This window comes from Hyalangium versicolor (assembly GCF_020103695.1).
GTDB classification, from domain to species: Bacteria; Myxococcota; Myxococcia; order Myxococcales; family Myxococcaceae; genus Hyalangium; species Hyalangium versicolor.
In genome coordinates, this window is sequence record NZ_JAHXBF010000001.1 from 1 (window position 1) to 14,147 (window position 14,147).

The 14,147-nt window shown below is 65.7% G+C and carries 14 protein-coding genes; 9 read left to right on the top strand and 5 right to left on the bottom strand.

What is annotated here, in order from left to right; translation table 11 throughout:
- Positions 1-88: 88 nt before the first annotated feature.
- Positions 89-1,276 carry a tyrosine-type recombinase/integrase gene (locus KY501_RS00005; RefSeq protein WP_373691542.1) on the top strand — a complete coding sequence of 396 codons (1,188 nt, stop codon included), beginning with the start codon at positions 89-91 and terminating at the stop codon, positions 1,274-1,276.
- Between the two features lie 482 nt (positions 1,277-1,758).
- On the opposite strand, the gene KY501_RS00010 is transcribed toward KY501_RS00005, so the two are convergent.
- A complete protein-coding gene (locus KY501_RS00010) occupies positions 1,759-2,376 on the bottom strand; it encodes a TetR/AcrR family transcriptional regulator (protein ID WP_224360249.1) in 618 nt (205 codons plus the stop codon).
- 71 nt (positions 2,377-2,447) lie between these two features.
- Here KY501_RS00010 and KY501_RS00015 point away from each other — a divergent pair, with 71 nt between their 5' ends.
- A complete protein-coding gene (locus tag KY501_RS00015; protein ID WP_224360250.1) occupies positions 2,448-3,341 on the top strand; it encodes an NmrA/HSCARG family protein in 894 nt (297 codons plus the stop codon).
- An 85-nt stretch (positions 3,342-3,426) separates the two neighbouring features.
- Positions 3,427-3,945, top strand: coding sequence for a hypothetical protein (locus KY501_RS00020; RefSeq protein WP_224360251.1), 519 nt, complete (start codon positions 3,427-3,429; stop codon positions 3,943-3,945).
- 7 nt (positions 3,946-3,952) lie between these two features.
- Here KY501_RS00020 and KY501_RS00025 read toward each other — a convergent pair whose 3' ends face one another.
- Positions 3,953-4,843: an SDR family oxidoreductase gene (locus KY501_RS00025; protein ID WP_224360252.1), complete on the bottom strand. Its 891-nt coding sequence runs from the start codon at positions 4,841-4,843 to the stop codon at positions 3,953-3,955.
- 121 nt (positions 4,844-4,964) lie between these two features.
- Between KY501_RS00025 and KY501_RS00030 the strand changes: the two genes are divergently transcribed.
- From KY501_RS00030 to KY501_RS00045, 4 genes are all read left to right on the top strand, one after another.
- On the top strand, positions 4,965-5,336 hold the full coding sequence (locus tag KY501_RS00030) for a winged helix-turn-helix transcriptional regulator (RefSeq protein WP_224360253.1): 372 nt from the start codon (positions 4,965-4,967) through the stop codon (positions 5,334-5,336).
- Between the two features lie 126 nt (positions 5,337-5,462).
- On the top strand, positions 5,463-5,840 hold the full coding sequence (locus KY501_RS00035) for a hypothetical protein (protein WP_224360254.1): 378 nt from the start codon (positions 5,463-5,465) through the stop codon (positions 5,838-5,840).
- Positions 5,841-5,849: 9 nt separating this feature from the next.
- Complete coding sequence (locus KY501_RS00040; RefSeq protein WP_224360255.1) at positions 5,850-6,128, top strand: hypothetical protein; 279 nt, start codon at positions 5,850-5,852, stop codon at positions 6,126-6,128.
- Between the two features lie 41 nt (positions 6,129-6,169).
- On the top strand, positions 6,170-6,514 hold the full coding sequence (locus KY501_RS00045; RefSeq protein ID WP_224360256.1) for a hypothetical protein: 345 nt from the start codon (positions 6,170-6,172) through the stop codon (positions 6,512-6,514).
- A gap of 65 nt (positions 6,515-6,579) precedes the next feature.
- On the opposite strand, the gene KY501_RS00050 is transcribed toward KY501_RS00045, so the two are convergent.
- Positions 6,580-8,142 (bottom strand): tetratricopeptide repeat protein, encoded by a 1,563-nt coding sequence (locus tag KY501_RS00050; RefSeq protein WP_224360257.1) that lies wholly within the window; start codon positions 8,140-8,142, stop codon positions 6,580-6,582.
- Positions 8,143-8,782: 640 nt separating this feature from the next.
- Between KY501_RS00050 and KY501_RS00055 the strand changes: the two genes are divergently transcribed.
- Entirely contained in the window at positions 8,783-9,064 is a 282-nt protein-coding gene (locus KY501_RS00055) for a hypothetical protein (RefSeq protein ID WP_224360258.1), read from the top strand.
- Between the two features lie 759 nt (positions 9,065-9,823).
- Here KY501_RS00055 and KY501_RS00060 read toward each other — a convergent pair.
- The gene (locus KY501_RS00060; RefSeq protein ID WP_224360259.1) at positions 9,824-11,515 is read right to left on the bottom strand and encodes a sulfatase-like hydrolase/transferase; all 1,692 of its coding nucleotides are present in this window, start codon (positions 11,513-11,515) and stop codon (positions 9,824-9,826) included.
- A 781-nt stretch (positions 11,516-12,296) separates the two neighbouring features.
- Here KY501_RS00060 and KY501_RS00065 point away from each other — a divergent pair.
- Positions 12,297-12,899, top strand: a complete 603-nt coding sequence (locus tag KY501_RS00065) for a hypothetical protein (protein ID WP_224360260.1) — start codon at positions 12,297-12,299, stop codon at positions 12,897-12,899.
- A gap of 95 nt (positions 12,900-12,994) precedes the next feature.
- On the opposite strand, the gene KY501_RS00070 is transcribed toward KY501_RS00065, so the two are convergent.
- Positions 12,995-14,116, bottom strand: coding sequence for an ABC transporter substrate-binding protein (locus KY501_RS00070; protein WP_224360261.1), 1,122 nt, complete (start codon positions 14,114-14,116; stop codon positions 12,995-12,997).
- Between the last annotated feature and the right edge of the window lie 31 nt (positions 14,117-14,147).

Genomic DNA, 14,147 nt, shown 5'->3' on the forward strand with positions numbered 1-14,147 from the left:
CCAGCCGGATTGCCTCCGCCCTGAACTCGGGCGTGAAGCTCCGTCTCTTCCTTCGTTCCATGGGACACATCCTCTCGTGTTTCGACTCATCAGGGGTGTCCACAAAATCGGGGCAGGCTCAGACATCGTATTTGAGCATGCCGACGGGCGGATCGAGCGGGTGACGAAGGTGTCGCCCGTGCAGACCCGTCGCGGTGCTGAGCAATACGAGCGCGAGCTGCGGCACGCACTCCTGAACGGGACTTTCGGAAAGGAGAAGAAGAGCGAGGATCGCGTCACGTTGGCGGAGTTCGCCGCGCGATTCCTCACCTACAGCGAGAACAACAACAAGCATTCAAGTGTCGTGAGCAAGCGGCAGATCCTCGACGATCACCTGCTGCCGTTCTTCGGCGAGATGGCACTCGCAAGCATCGGGCCCGCCGAGATCGAAGACTTCAAGGCGGCCATGCGTAAGAAGAGGTCGGCGGCTCGCGCCCGGAAGGAAGCCCCCACACTGGCAGCCATTCGGAAGCGCGCCGACGTCCTGCCGAAGCCCCTGAGCCTCAAGACGATCAACAACGTGCTGTCGGCGTTGAGCAAACTGCTGAACCTCGCGGAAGAGCAGAAGGTCATCCAGCAGGCTCCGCGCGTGAAGCTCTTCGGCAAGCTGCCCAAGCCCAAGTTCGATTTCCTCACCTTCGAGGAAGCCGAGCGGCTGATCGACGCAGCCGAGCCTGAGTGGCGGGTGCTGCTGCTCGTGGCGCTCAAGACGGGCCTGCGGCAGGGGGAGCTGATCGGTCTTCAGTGGGCCGACCTCGACCTTTCGCGGGGGGTCCTCACCGTGCGTCGGTCGATCTGGCGCGGTGTGGAAGGCTTGCCGAAGGGCGGGCGCGAGCGGACCCTAGAGCTGCCGCAGTCGGCGGTGGATGCGCTCAAGGGACACCGGCACCTTCGCGGGCGCTTCGTCTTCTGCCAGGACGACGGCCAGCCACTCACGGCGGGCAAGATGGAGTCGCCGCTTCGCCGCACCCTCAAGCGGGCGGGCATTGGCCGGGAGGAGGGGCGGATCGGCTGGCACGACCTGCGTCACACCTACGGCAGCCACCTTGCGATGCGTGGCGTCCCGCTCAAGGTGATCCAGGAGCTGATGGGGCACGCCACGATCGAGATGACCGAGCGCTACGCCCACCTGAGCCCCGACACCCGGCGAGAGGCGGTCGGTGTTCTCGACCTGCCCCTTGCGCCGGCACGCAACACTGACGCAACACGGATGGAAGGGGCTGCTAACCACCCGTGATCACGCCGTAAAAATGTGGAGGCGGCGGGAATCGAACCTGCCGCCTCCAACTGCTGTTATAGGCCCCGATCCCACAAGCAGGCAGGGGCTCCACGGGGGCCCGTGGGAGGCGAACGGTAGCGTGTTCCCTGGCGAGGTGTGGCTGGGGAGGGGTAGGTGGGAACGCACGTGTGGGCGTACCGGCGAAGGCAGCCGGAGGGGACGGTGCTGTATGGAGCGGTGCGGGAGAACCTGGCCACATTGCTGGCGGAAGCCAGCGAGGTCGGGCGCGGCCTGCCCCGGTATGTGGAGCGGCACGGCGGCAGGGCCTGCGCGGTGGGCAGGCCGGGGCCGTGTCGTTCATCCAGTTCTTCGGCTCCGCCTTGCAAGTGACTCCTTATTTCCACTCGCTGGTGCCGGACGGCGTCTTCGTGCCGTGGGAGGGCGGCGTGCGCTTCGAGCCGTTGCCGCCGCCCACGCAAGACGTACTCGGCGCATCGGAGTCATCGGCGGCGTGCGCCGCGCGGCTCGGGGCGGGAGCGCAGCCCGTCGAAGAACATCTCGGTGAGGCGGGGGATGCGCTTGGGGTCCGAGGCGTTCTCCGCGGCGGCGAGGGAGATGGCCATGGCCATGCACACCACGTCATCCAGGAGGATGTCGCTTCGCACCTCGCCCGCGTGCTGGGCCGCCTCCAGCAGGCGCTGTCCCTCGGCCGTCGTCGCGTCACAGCCCGCGGTGTGGTTCCTGAGGACGATGCCCAGCGCCGCCGCGAGCCCCTTGTACATGCCCGCGGAGTGCACCAACTCCGCCAGGAAGACGCGCAGCGCTTCGAGCGGGGGCAGGGCCTTCGAGCGCTCGCGGCTCTCCTTCGCGAGCGTCAGGAGCCGCTCGTCGCACGTCGCGGCGAGGAGCGACTCCCGCGACTCGAAGTGCCGGTAGAGCGTCCCGATGCCGACCTCCGCCTGCTCCGCCACGTCGGTGAGCGACGCGTTCGCGCCACGCTCGGAGAACACGACATGCGCCGCCGCGAGCAGCCGCTCCCGGTTGCGCCGCGCGTCCGCGCGCAGGGCTCCGCCCTTCGTGTCCTCGACCGGTGGATTCCTGGTGGGCTGCGCCTTCACTTGAAAAACGGAGGTTAGCTCCGTATTTAACCGGAGCAACCCTCCGTTTGACAGGAGAAAGGCAGGACCTGATGGCGAAGAAGAGCGAGGCCGTGTTGGTGCTGGGAGCGACAGGACAGCAGGGAGGCGCGACGGCGCGGGCCTTGTTGAAGGACGGCTGGCGGGTCCGTGCGCTCGTGCGGGACCCGTCGAGCGCGAAGGCCCGAGCACTGGAAGCGGCGGGCGTGGAGTTGGTGCGTGGAGACATGGGGGACCGCGCGTCACTCGACCGGGCGGTCGCGGGGGCGTACGGCGTCTTCAGCATCCAGCCCAGCTCGGGGCAGCAGCACTACGGCGTCACGGATGACGACGAGGTCCGCTTCGGCATGGACATCGCGGACGCGGCGAAGGCCGCGGGTGTGGATCACTTCGTCTACACCTCGGTGCTGGGCCTGCGGTCCGGCACGGGCGTGGGCCACTTCGAGAGCAAGTGGCGCATCGAGGAGCATGTCCGGGCGAGCGGCCTCCGCGCGACCATCGTGCGGCCGGGGACCTTCATGGAGCTGTTGCTGGTGCCGAACTTTGGCCTGACCCCGCGCGGGCTCCAGTTCTTCATGCGTCCGGACCAGCCCATGCAGTTCATCGCGGGGGAGGACATCGGCGTGCTGACGGCACGCGTGTTCGCGGATCCACGCACGTACGTGGGGACCACGCTGGGGCTGGCGGGAGATTCGCTCACCGGCAAGCAGCTCGCGGAGAAGATCAGCCGGGCCACCGGGACGTCCATCTCCTACGCCCGGTTTCCACCAGAGGTGCTCGCGCAGAGCCCGATGCTGCACAAGCTCGTGAAGATGCTCGATGAGGAGCGGGTGATCGGGAACGCGGACATCCCGGCGCTGCGGCGGCTGGCGCCGGACCTGCTCACGTTCGATGCATGGCTGGAGCGCGGGGGCGCCGCGGCGATCCGGGAGCGCTTCGCGGCGTAGCTCACGCGACACCACCGTCAAGAGCCCCACCTGGACGGCTCCGGCCTCGGCTCCCACGAGCGGGGTATGCAAGGTGACGGTGAGTTTGAACGATGGACGCGGTGGGAGCACGACAGGTCAGTTGGGCATCAACATCGGGCTGCCTCAGATCTCCACCATGCCCCCCATCATCGATCAGCTCTACCAATCCACCGACACCGTTGCCGTCAACGGCACGGTGGAGCTGGTCGTCAGTGCCCACGACCCCGAGAGCGCGGCCCTCACCTTTGCGTGGAGCGCCGACTCCGGGACGTTGGGAGTCCCTGTCACCAGCGCCTCCCAGAACTATTACAGCGCCAACCCCACGGCCGGTACCGCCGGCGCTGGGGGTCACAATGTCGAGACCGGCGGTGGAATTGGGCTCAACGGTGGCGTTGGATTCGGCACTATCGTAGGTGGCGGTGGCACTGCGGGCGGCTCGGCCGGCGGCAACGGAGACGGGCTCGGTGCCAACACGTGGTCGACTGCTACGACCCTTCCGGCCGCAGCGGGCACTGGCTCCACGGGGGGTGGCAACGCCGGGCTGGTCATCCTGACGTACACCGCTCCCACCTGCATGCTGTGATCTGAGGTCACGCGGGAAGCGTGAAATAGTTTCCCGCCTTGAGATCTTCGAGGACCCCGGGGTGGTGCGGGCTCCAGCCGAGCTCTTCACGGGTGCGGGCACTGGTCGTCGGCCGGTCCGCGCTCACGAATGGCGCGAGCACTCCGAAATGCGCCGCGGCCTCCTCCGGTGACTGCGCGACAAGAGGAATCCCGAGCTTCCGCGCGATGACGGCGGCGATCTCCCGGACCGCGACCCCCTCTTCGGCGATTGCGTGATAACGGGCGCCCGCCGCGCCTCGCTCGAGCGTCAGCCGGTACGCCTCCGCCGCATCGCGGACGTGGACCTGCGGCCAGCGCTGGGCGCCATCTCCGACGTAGGCGGAGATCCCCTTCGCGCGAGCGAGCGCGATCAGCGCCGGCAAGAAGTGCCGGTCGCCGTCACCGTGCACGACACCGAGCCGGAGGAGCGCGACCCGCGCTCCGCGCGCCGAGGCCTCCGCGGCAGCTTGCTCCGTCACTCGCGGGTGCCCACCCGCCCGCGCTCCATCCTCCTCGCTCGCAACGCCAGGAGCACCGATCGCGAATGCGCCGGAAGTGACGACCAGGAGGCGCTCCGAGCCCGCGATCGCGGCGCCGAGCGCCTCGATCGCCCGCCGGTCCGCCTCGCCACCCTTCGCCCAGTCGGCGAGGTCGAGATCGAAGGCCGCGTGGATCACGGCGTCCGCCGCGACGGCACCGCGACGGAGACCGTCGAGGTCCGCGAGATTGCCCTCGTGCACCTCGGCTCCCGCGGCCCGCAGTGTACGCGCCGACGCCTCGGACCGTGCGAGACCGAGCACACGATGCCCCGCGCGTATGAGCTCTGGAACGAGCTCTGCGCCGACGAATCCCGAACCTCCCGTAACGAACACTCGCATCGCGCTCTCCCTTTCTCGTTGAGCAAGCACGCCAACGACCGGAAGATAACGAGCGAAAGCAGCTGTTCCAGGTGGTAACTCATAGTTACCACGCGATTGTGGTAACTCGCGAGATACTCAAATGGCGCTGCGCGTCCGAAAAAACAAGGCCGTCATCCCGCCCGCATGCCCGATCGACGAGGGAGTGAAACTCCTCGGCGGCGCGTGGGCGCCTCACGTGATCTGGTATCTGAGCCAGCAGCCGCGTCGCTTCAGCGAGCTCCGGAAGGACATCCCTCGCATCTCCGCGCGTGTCCTGAGTGCCCGCCTCCGCGACCTCCAGGACCGGGGCGTCATCACCCGGACGCCTCTGTTGACGAGCCCACCGTCGGCGGAATACTCGCTCACCGAGCTCGGGCGCGAGCTCCTCCCCGCCCTCACCGCGCTCGTGGGTGTTGCGCTGAAGATGCAACCCGCCGCTCAGCGGAAGCGCCCCGTCCGGCGCCCCCCGTAACATGGGTGAGGAGACGTTCGACCGCGTACGACTTGCTTTACCGCAACCGCGATGGCCGCTTCTCGAGGGGAGCAGCGCTCGGGGTTTTCTCGTCCAGGGCCGCGGCGCGGTCGGAGGGAGTTCGAGATGCCTGACGGTCTGGTCTCGTTCGGCGGCGGGGCCCTGCGCGTGCTCCGGAATGGAGAGAAGCGCTGGCGGACCCTGCACGCGATCCCGAAGGACAACCTCTACCGGGTGGAGTGGGACGACTGCGGGCGCATCCTGGCGGCCTGGGAAACGGATCCCTTCATCCATTTCTTCGACGGCGCGCGGCACGTGACGATCCCGAAGCCGTCGAACCCGGCGGGGGGATCGGTGCAGATGGACAAGTACCATGTCGATGACATGTTCTTCCTGCCGAACGGCCGTGAGGTCCTGGTCATGCTGGATGGCGAGGTCAAGTCGCCTCCCCACGGCACCCCTCCAGAGCCGCTCCGGTTCTACTACTCGAGCACCGCGACGTAGGTCTGGCGGATGTCACTCGACGGGAGCTCCGAGCCGAAGATGCTGTTCCACGAGGACTTCGCCTATCGCGTGTACGAATCGCGGCGCGGCGCGATCTTCGCGATGCCGAAGTATCCAGGGCAGCAATGCGAGTACGTCACGTGCTTCCCCATCACCGCCCTCGTCGCCTACGAGATCACCGACAGCGGAATCCAGAAGCACACGGTGCTCGCCGGCGATGGTTTCGGAGCGAACGTCTACCTCTCCCCCCGCCCGGCAACAGCGCTCTCGAGCCGAAGTGGCTGCTGACCCGGGACAACGACTTCATCGAGCTGGTCGAGCACTGGGACGTGAAGCCGGACCAACTGGAGATCCGGCGCTACCTGGCGAAGGGCGGCGAGCAGTCGACGACCCTCACGGCCTTGCGCAAGCTGGCGCGGCCCTGGGGTTTTGGCGAACGCGCGGACTGCGGGCTGTGGGTGCACTGGGGCGATCATCTCGGGTTGATCTCGCCGGGACGGCAGCCGATCAGCTTCGACATCGATCCGCTGCTGCAACGAGGAACCGAGTGGGCCGGCACGCACACCTACGTGACGACGCCCGAGTCGCTGTGGGTCGGGCTCGATGGTCGAGGGCGCAGCTACGTCCGGGTGGACCTGGCCGAGGCGGAGAGGCGTGGGAAGCCGTGGCGGTAGCCCAGCGAGGTGAGCTACCGCGCCGCTCGCCTTGTGCTGATCACCTCGGCAAAGTCCATCCCGCTTCACTTGGCAGGGATTGAGGCCAGGCCATCGTCGATGGCGGCGAGCCACTGCTCCTGCTCTTGGGTCAGGCGGGAAGCCGCGGAGAGATCGAGGACGAGGGCGCGGGCGCGCTCGAGGAGTGGGCGCGCTTCGTCGGGTCCGCTGGCTAGAGCGAGATTGAAGCACAACCTGGCGACGTCCTCTTGCCTCTCGGAGTCGCCCCGCTCTTGCTCGGCAAGACGCTCGGCGATCGCCAGCGAGGCCTGGAAGCAGCGCAGGGCGCCCTCTCTGTCGCCCTGCTCAAGCAGGATGTGCCCGATCTGTTCATGGCTGATGGAGAGGTCGCGCTGCCACTCGGAATTGTCCGAGTCCAGTTGGGCAAGCTGCTGGGCAATGACCAGCGAGGCCTGGAAGGAGCGCAGGGCTCCCTCCCTGTCGCCCTGCGCGAGCAAGGCCCTACCAACCCTCTTGTGGCTGAGGCCGAGGTCGCGCTGCCACTCGGAATTGCCCGGGTCCTGCTGGGTCAGGCGCTCATCGATCAGCAGCGAGGCCTGAAAGGAGCGCAGGGCTCCCTCGGTATCGCCCTGCGCGAGCAAGACCCTACCGACCTCTTCATGGCTGAAGGAGAGTTCGCGTTGACAACCGGTGTGGTCCGGGTCCTGCTGGGTCAGGCGCTCGGCGATCGCCAACGAGGCCTGGAAGGAGTGCAGGGCTCCCTCGGTGTCGCCCTGCGCGAGCAAGACGTTGCCGACCCTCCTGTGGTTGAAGCCGAGGTGGTACTGCCACAGGGAATCGTGCGGGTCCTGCTGGGTCAGGCGCTCGGCGATGGGCAGCGCGGCCTGGAAGGAGCTCAGGGCTCCCTCGGTATCGTCCTGCGCGAGCAGGACGTCGCCCACCTGGTGGTGGCTGAGGAAGAGGTCGCGCTGCCATTGGGAATTGCCCGGGTCTTGCTGGGCCAGGCGCTCGGCGATCGCCAGCGATGCGCGGAACGCGGTGAGCGGCGCGCCGATGTCCTTCCGCTGCCTGACCACCGCGTGGTGAGCGAGGATGATCTCCCAACCGTTCGGGGTCGCCACGGCTTCCCGGACGATTTCGGCCACTTCCCTCGGGTCCGCGCGCCTGGCCGAGGTGTGCGGTCTCGACCCGTACTCCCGCGCGATCTGCATTCGTTCCGCTGCGGTCCCCTCGCGCTCGAGGATGCACGCATAGGCCTCGCACGAGGAGGCAAAGGCCTCGAACTGCCTCCAATGACCGTTGTCGTATCCGAAGCGACGGAAGAGAAGGTCAAGAGCCGCCTCGTAGACCAGGGCATCCGCGAAGGCGGTCTTCTCGACGAGGTAGCGCGGGAGTACGTAGATTCGGCCGTCGGCCCTATAGACGACCGAGTCTGTGAGGCTGGACTGGCCGAGTGGCTCCGCGCCCGCGCTCACGAGGTAGAGGTTCGCGAGAACCCAGGCTTCGTCGTGGGAGGTGCATTCGCACAAGAGCCGCTCGATGTTCTCACCGTCGACGAAGAACACGGACTGCTCGAGGGCCGACAGCACGGCCTCCTGCTCCTCTGGCGGGAACAAGCCGCGCACCATCGGCGCGATCTTCTTCCGCGCGAGCGTCGCGGTCTCCTCTCGAGGGAGCGCTCGCGGCGCGCGATCTCCGACGCGGCAGCGCACCTCGCGCACGAGAGCTGCTTCTACAGCTTCGGAAGCGGTCTCTGGCGCTTTCTGCAATCCCTCCCATACCTTGTAGCTGCCGAAGCGGCCAGTGCGGAGATACCGTTCGATCTCCGCCTCGAAGGTAGGGAGTGGGCTGGTCACGGCGAGCAAGAGTAGCTCGCTCCTGGCTCGAACGCACCAGTCAGGTGACTTCATTGGCTCTTCTCTTGTTTGGTTACCCGTCGTTGCTCTCCCCAGCCGAGGAAGCGAGAGAGGGGAGTGAGGTGTTCGCCTGTGCGAGGTGTGGAGGCCGGCGGCGGGTGTTGGCGTGGCGGCCCCTGTCAGCGGCCCTCCACGACACCTCCGCTCCTGCCCTCACCCTCCACATGGCTTCTATCCTGCCTATATGCACGCAGCGATCCGGGGGCCTTTTTTTGTTCCTCCCCTGTTCCCCTCAGGCGCATCGGAGGGACTGGTGGTGGGAAACCCCTGCGACACAACGCTCTCGTCGGAGACCTTGCTTTTTCCGGACCATTCACCTATCTCGCCTCGCAATAAAATGAACGGAGGCAACATGAACGCCCGCTACATTGTTCTCTTCCTGGCCGTAGTCGTCGCGGGGTGCACAACCACAATGCAGAGCTTCCGGAACAAGGGCGTCAAGAAGGCTGCATTTGAGTTGAGCTGCCCCGAGCAGGATCTGGTCCTGCATGAAATTGAGAGCTCGACTGCATTCATCGGTGATCCTGTCGGTACCGTGGGTGTTGAAGGTTGCGGCAAAAAGGCGACCTACATCAACACAGTTTATGGCTGGGTAAATAACACTGAGCAGGTGCCTCAAAGCGCAGCTCAATAATTGCTCTCTGAATTCGTCCCTGCGGCCTTGTTCCCTTCCTGTTCCCCGAGGGCGCGGTTCGAAACGGTACGAGGCGGTGCGGGACGGGACGACCAGTCTGCGCGGAACACCGCCCTCCCGTCGAAATTCTGGAAGACGTGGGTCTCGACGGGACGGCGCGACGTGGTAGTCGATTGCCGCCGCTTCCATGCAGAACAACCCGCCGCTTTGAGCCGGTCGACAGTGCAGGCGAAGACGCAGACTCGCCGCTCGCGATGGTCAAAGTGGAGACGATCCGCGTGAAGCGCGGGATTTCGATCGCGGTCAGCGCGGCCGTTAGGGCGCGTCGCAAAATAACCGGTATGACGCCCAGACAACGGCGGCTGCCGCCCTGTCGCGTGGCACGGGGACGAGCTGGCGCTGTCTGACGTGCGCCTCCGCCAGCTTGAGATGGGGAGCCCGCGATGACGGCTGCCACCCTCTCAAGCCCCACCGGCTCGGGTTGGAGCTGTCCGACGCGCGCGCTTCACCGGCCCAGGCTGGGGAGCCCTCGACGACGGCTGCCCCGTCTCCCTTGCCTGCTCCCGGGGGCCCTGCCGCGATCTTCACACCGCGCCAGTTTTCATCCGACCTCGATCCTCACACCGCCGGGGGCAAACCCGCGCTTCCTCGCGCTCCCCGCGATCGGAATCCCGCGCTTTCCGCAGATCGTTTCCAATCCCCCATCACCGGCGAAGGTGAGAACGCCACCGCGCTGCTGATCATTCTGAGAGCCGACGCTTAGCTCGGAATCACGGACGGCGGGGTCGCCGGCCAGCCCGGGGGCGTCGTATTCGTAGCCTGCATCGCGCTCGTGAGAGCCGCATGCATGGCGCTCCAGGTCGCCTGGGTGGCCTGAGAAGAGGCGTAGCCGCCGTCTTGCAGGCCGTTCACCGGAATCTGATTGATGATCTCCGACGGCCACGGGGTATTCTGGCTGGGGTCGTAGCTGAAGTCATAGAGCTCGCATTGCCAGGAGCTCCCATTGTAGCTGGCCACGTACTTGGCGTTGTACTTGTTATCATCGATCAGGGCCCGGATCTCCACGCCGCTGTCATTGGTCGCGAACTGTAGCTGGTGATAGGTGCTCCCCGAGGCGCCGGCCATGATAGCGGGAGCCACGCTCGTGCCCTGAAGCAGGATGCCTTCGGGGACGCTGAGCTGGCAGATCTCCACCAGGGTCGGCAGCACGTCGATAAGACCCGCCAAGCCGGTGCACACGGCGGCCTGGGGTAGGCCCGGGTTGCTGAACACCATCGGGACCAGCAGCGTCTCGTTGTACGCTTGGTGCTCCTTTTCGATCATGCCGCCCTGGGACATGCCCATCTCGCCATGGTCGGCCAGGCGGATGATCAGCGTGTTCGCCGCCATATCGCCGGTTAGCGCGGATATCACCTCCCCGAGGAGCGCGTCAGAGAGCGTCTCCAGGTAGGCATAGAAGCGAAGGTAATCGAGGGCCGCAGCGCGGCGCTCGGCCTCCTCCGACGCGCCCTGGGCCGCCGTCCAGCGGTAGTTGCCCTGCATGGATGGCTTGTTTGCGAGCTGGTCCGCGCTCAGATCGTAGCTGTCCGGCAGGGTCGTGATGTCCGTGAATGGAGCGACTTGCCAGGGCAGCTTGCCCTTGTTTGGACCGCTCGCAATGGGCAGGTAGCCTGCCGAGGTATAGCCCGCTGGCGACGCGAAGATGTCGTGGGGGTTGAGCAGCGAGACGATGAGGCAAAAGGGGTTGCTCGGGTCGCTCTTGCCGGCCCGCGCCGCGAGCCAGTCTTTGGCGCTGTCGACCGTGCCATTGGGGTTGCTTTCGGTCTTGGTCACGTAGCTCGTGCCCGTCGCGACCCGCGCGTCGTTCCCCCCGTAGCCGGCGCCCATCGTGTTGATCGTGGCTTCGGGGATGGTCACTGGCCCGCTCTTCCATCCGCCGAGCTCCATCGCCATGGCGGTGCCGAAGTCCTGCGATGTCCACCCGGGGAAACCATACGTGGACTGCATGGCGTTATTGTCTGAAAGCTGCTTTGCGCGATCGGCGTCCTCTTGCTGCTGCGCGAGGGTTTGCCCGCTCTCAAAGCTTTTGTTCAGGTGCCACTTGCCCTTGAAGGCGATATCGTAGGTGATGCCTTTCGGGGCGTAGCTCGCCAGAGCCAACCCCAGGGTGGTCAGGTTGGGATGCGCCTTCATGTTCAGGGTGGCTCCCACACTGTCCACGCCATTGATCATGGGGAAGGTGCCGGTCCAGAGCGTTGCCCGCGAAGGAGAGCAGGCCGTGGTGCTCGTCATCGCGTTGGGGAATTGGACACCGCCTCGCATTAGCGCCCACAAGTTGGGCAGGTTCGTTTTCACCCAGTCCTTTGGCAGGTACTGCGCCGTACGCTGTTGGTCCGTGAGCAAGATCAGCACGTTGGGCTGCTGCTTGAAAGGTCCCCAGAAGCCGTTCATGGTCTCTGCCTCCTTATTCGGGTTACGCGACGAGGGGGCAGTGCGCTTCGGCTGCTCGTCCCTGCGCCCCCCGCGTGTTACTCGCCCCCACGTTACCGCAGTTTCACCCTTAAGACTCCATCGGCTGGGAAAGAGGATCCGAAGCGGCCGAACGCGCCCGCGAACGGGCGAGCGCCCGCGCCTGGCGCCCTGTATTACAGCCGACTGCACGCACAAGCGGCTGGTGAAGGGCTTGGAGGCACTCTGTGCCGAGGTGGCCAAGCTCAAGGTCCAGCGCCACGAGCGCGGCCAGCTCGTCCGGCTGCCCCTCGCAGCCTCGGCCGAAAAAGAAAGCCCCGAAGCACCTGATGGCGCCCGGGGCCTTGATACATCCCTTACGATGCGGCTCATGGAAGGTCCGGCAGAACGGCTACAGCTTGCCAGGGTCGCCGCAAACCTTGAACGGCAGCCTGTCCGTGCCTGATGGAACGAATTGGCTCATCTCGGATGGCTCCAGCCGAGCCGTGGCCTACAAATACTACGGTTTCTGGGATGCCTACGAACTCTCCCAGACCAAGAGCCCGCTCGGATGCAGGAATGCAGACCAGTATCATACAGTGGGGGCAACGTTGACTCTCGATTCCTCAACGAGATTCAAGATCTGGCCTTCAACGTGGCCGTGGAGATCACCTACCAACAGAAGCTGACCAATCCGGCCGACCTCACCTGGAGCTGCACGGGCGACGACTGGCGAAAAGTTTCTTTCGAATGATTCCGTTCTGATGCGTGAGGGCAGCAGAAATTGACCCAAGTCAACCTTGAACACATGACACTCGTTCAGGAGGAGCTTGAATTCGGCTCCAAGGTCATTCTTTTTCTAGGCCCCGAGTTGACGCTCAGCGATTGTACACTCAAGCTGGGGATGGCCGCGCGCGACTTGATCATTCCTCAAGCGCGCTTCGTGGATTGCGAATTCATCTTCAAGAAACCACTCAGCAACTTCCGCTGGGAAACAGCTCACTTGCAGGGCTGCCGTTTCAAGGGGCACCTGATTGGGAACGACTTTGGGGAATTGCCATATGCTCCTGGCAAGGGAAGCATTGTTGATTGTGATTTCTCCGAGGCGCGATTGCACGGATGTCGCTTCCTCGCGTGCGACGTCAACACCTTACGCCTCCCACGGTGGCCTTGCTTCACCATCTTCGATCCCGTGAGCAGGGGGCGCGAGCTGAGCACCCTGTCTTGGCCCTCGAGGATCGGGCCCGTCGTGGTGGAGGGCTTCGCGGAGAGCCCGGTTCCGATGGTAGCCGTGACGTACTCAGCTCCGGAACTCGCGAAGCGGTATGACACCACCCCGGAAGCCATCCGGGCCGTCATCGAGAAGCTGGACGGCGTGTACTACTGAGCGCGCTGTGCCCCACCCACTGCGCTATCTCATGTTGGGAGATGAAGTCCTGGGAAGAGGGTGCCGGCACAGTGCGCCGGCACCCCCTCCGGGGGTTACTGCACCTGGGCGGACGCGCAGGCGTCCTTGTACGCGCCCGAACAGATCTCCTCGGCCTTCCAGAAGCCGTCGGCCACCACCGTGCTCTTCACGTTGTCCTTCGTGACGGTGCCCGCCGTCAGGAGGATGGAGGGCACGTCCTTCTGGCCGTTGTTGACCTTGCCGTTGACCTTGTCCGCGGCAGGCTGGCCTCCCTTGGCGAGCGCCACCGCCACCTCGGCGGCCGCCTCGGCCTCCAGCTTCATGGCCTTGTAGATGGTCATGTACTGCTCGCCGGCGACGACGCGCTGGATGGCGGCCAGCTCCGAGTCCTGGCCCGTGACGGGGGGCAGCGGGTTGAAGCCCGCCGCCTTCATCGCGGCGATCGCACCGCCCGCCATGCCGTCGTTGGCTGAATACACGCCCACGATGGAGTCCTTGCCCAGCTTGGTGATGGCCTGCTCCATCTGCTGTTGGGCCTTGTCCGGGCTCCAGTCCGGCGTGTCGTACTCGGCGCCGATCACCAGGCCGCTGCCGTCGATGACGCTGTGCGCGCCGTTCTTGTACAGCTTGGCGTTGTTGTCCGTGGGCGAGCCGTTGATCACCACGACGGTGCCCTTGCCCTTGCCATCCGCCTTGAGCTTGTCCACCAGCGCCTGGCCCTGGAGCTTGCCGATCTTCTCGTTGTCGAACGAGATGTAGTAGTCCACGTCCGCGTTGAGGATCAGCCGGTCATAGCTGATGACCGGGATCTTCGACTGGCGGGCGCGCGCCACCATGGAGGCCGCGGAGAGCGAATCCACGGGATCCAGCACCAAAACCTTGGCGCCGTTGGTCAGCGCCGCCTCGGCCTGGTTCTGCTGCTTGGACGCGTCCTGGTCCGCGTTGCTGTAGATGATCCGGCACTCCGCGCACAGCTCCTTCACCTTCCGCTCGAAGTACGGCCGGTCGAAGGACTCGTACCGCATCGTCTTCGACTCGGGCAGGAGCAGGGCAATCGTGGGCGCCTCCCCGGCGGGTTTGGCGGCGGTGTCCCCGGCCGCCTCGGGCTTCTTGTCGCTCTTGCAACCGGTACCTACGAGCATCAGGCCGGCCAGCAGGGCCGAGGAGCCCATGCGGAAGACAGTGGATCGAATCATCACGTGTTGCTCACTTTCCAGAAGCGAGGGT

Excerpts from the sequence above, each read along its gene's own strand:
- KY501_RS00030 (WP_224360253.1), top strand. The coding sequence starts at position 4,965 with ATGGCGCTGCGCGTCCGAAAAAACAAGGCCGTCATCCCGCCCGCATGC.
- KY501_RS00015 (WP_224360250.1), top strand. The coding sequence starts at position 2,448 with ATGGCGAAGAAGAGCGAGGCCGTGTTGGTGCTGGGAGCGACAGGACAG.
- KY501_RS00050 (WP_224360257.1), bottom strand. The coding sequence starts at position 8,142 with ATGGTGCGCGGCTTGTTCCCGCCAGAGGAGCAGGAGGCCGTGCTGTCG.
- KY501_RS00055 (WP_224360258.1), top strand. The coding sequence starts at position 8,783 with ATGAACGCCCGCTACATTGTTCTCTTCCTGGCCGTAGTCGTCGCGGGG.
- KY501_RS00070 (WP_224360261.1), bottom strand. The coding sequence starts at position 14,116 with ATGATTCGATCCACTGTCTTCCGCATGGGCTCCTCGGCCCTGCTGGCC.
- KY501_RS00035 (WP_224360254.1), top strand. The coding sequence starts at position 5,463 with ATGCCTGACGGTCTGGTCTCGTTCGGCGGCGGGGCCCTGCGCGTGCTC.
- KY501_RS00025 (WP_224360252.1), bottom strand. The coding sequence starts at position 4,843 with ATGCGAGTGTTCGTTACGGGAGGTTCGGGATTCGTCGGCGCAGAGCTC.
- KY501_RS00060 (WP_224360259.1), bottom strand. The coding sequence starts at position 11,515 with ATGAACGGCTTCTGGGGACCTTTCAAGCAGCAGCCCAACGTGCTGATC.
- KY501_RS00040 (WP_224360255.1), top strand. The coding sequence starts at position 5,850 with ATGTCACTCGACGGGAGCTCCGAGCCGAAGATGCTGTTCCACGAGGAC.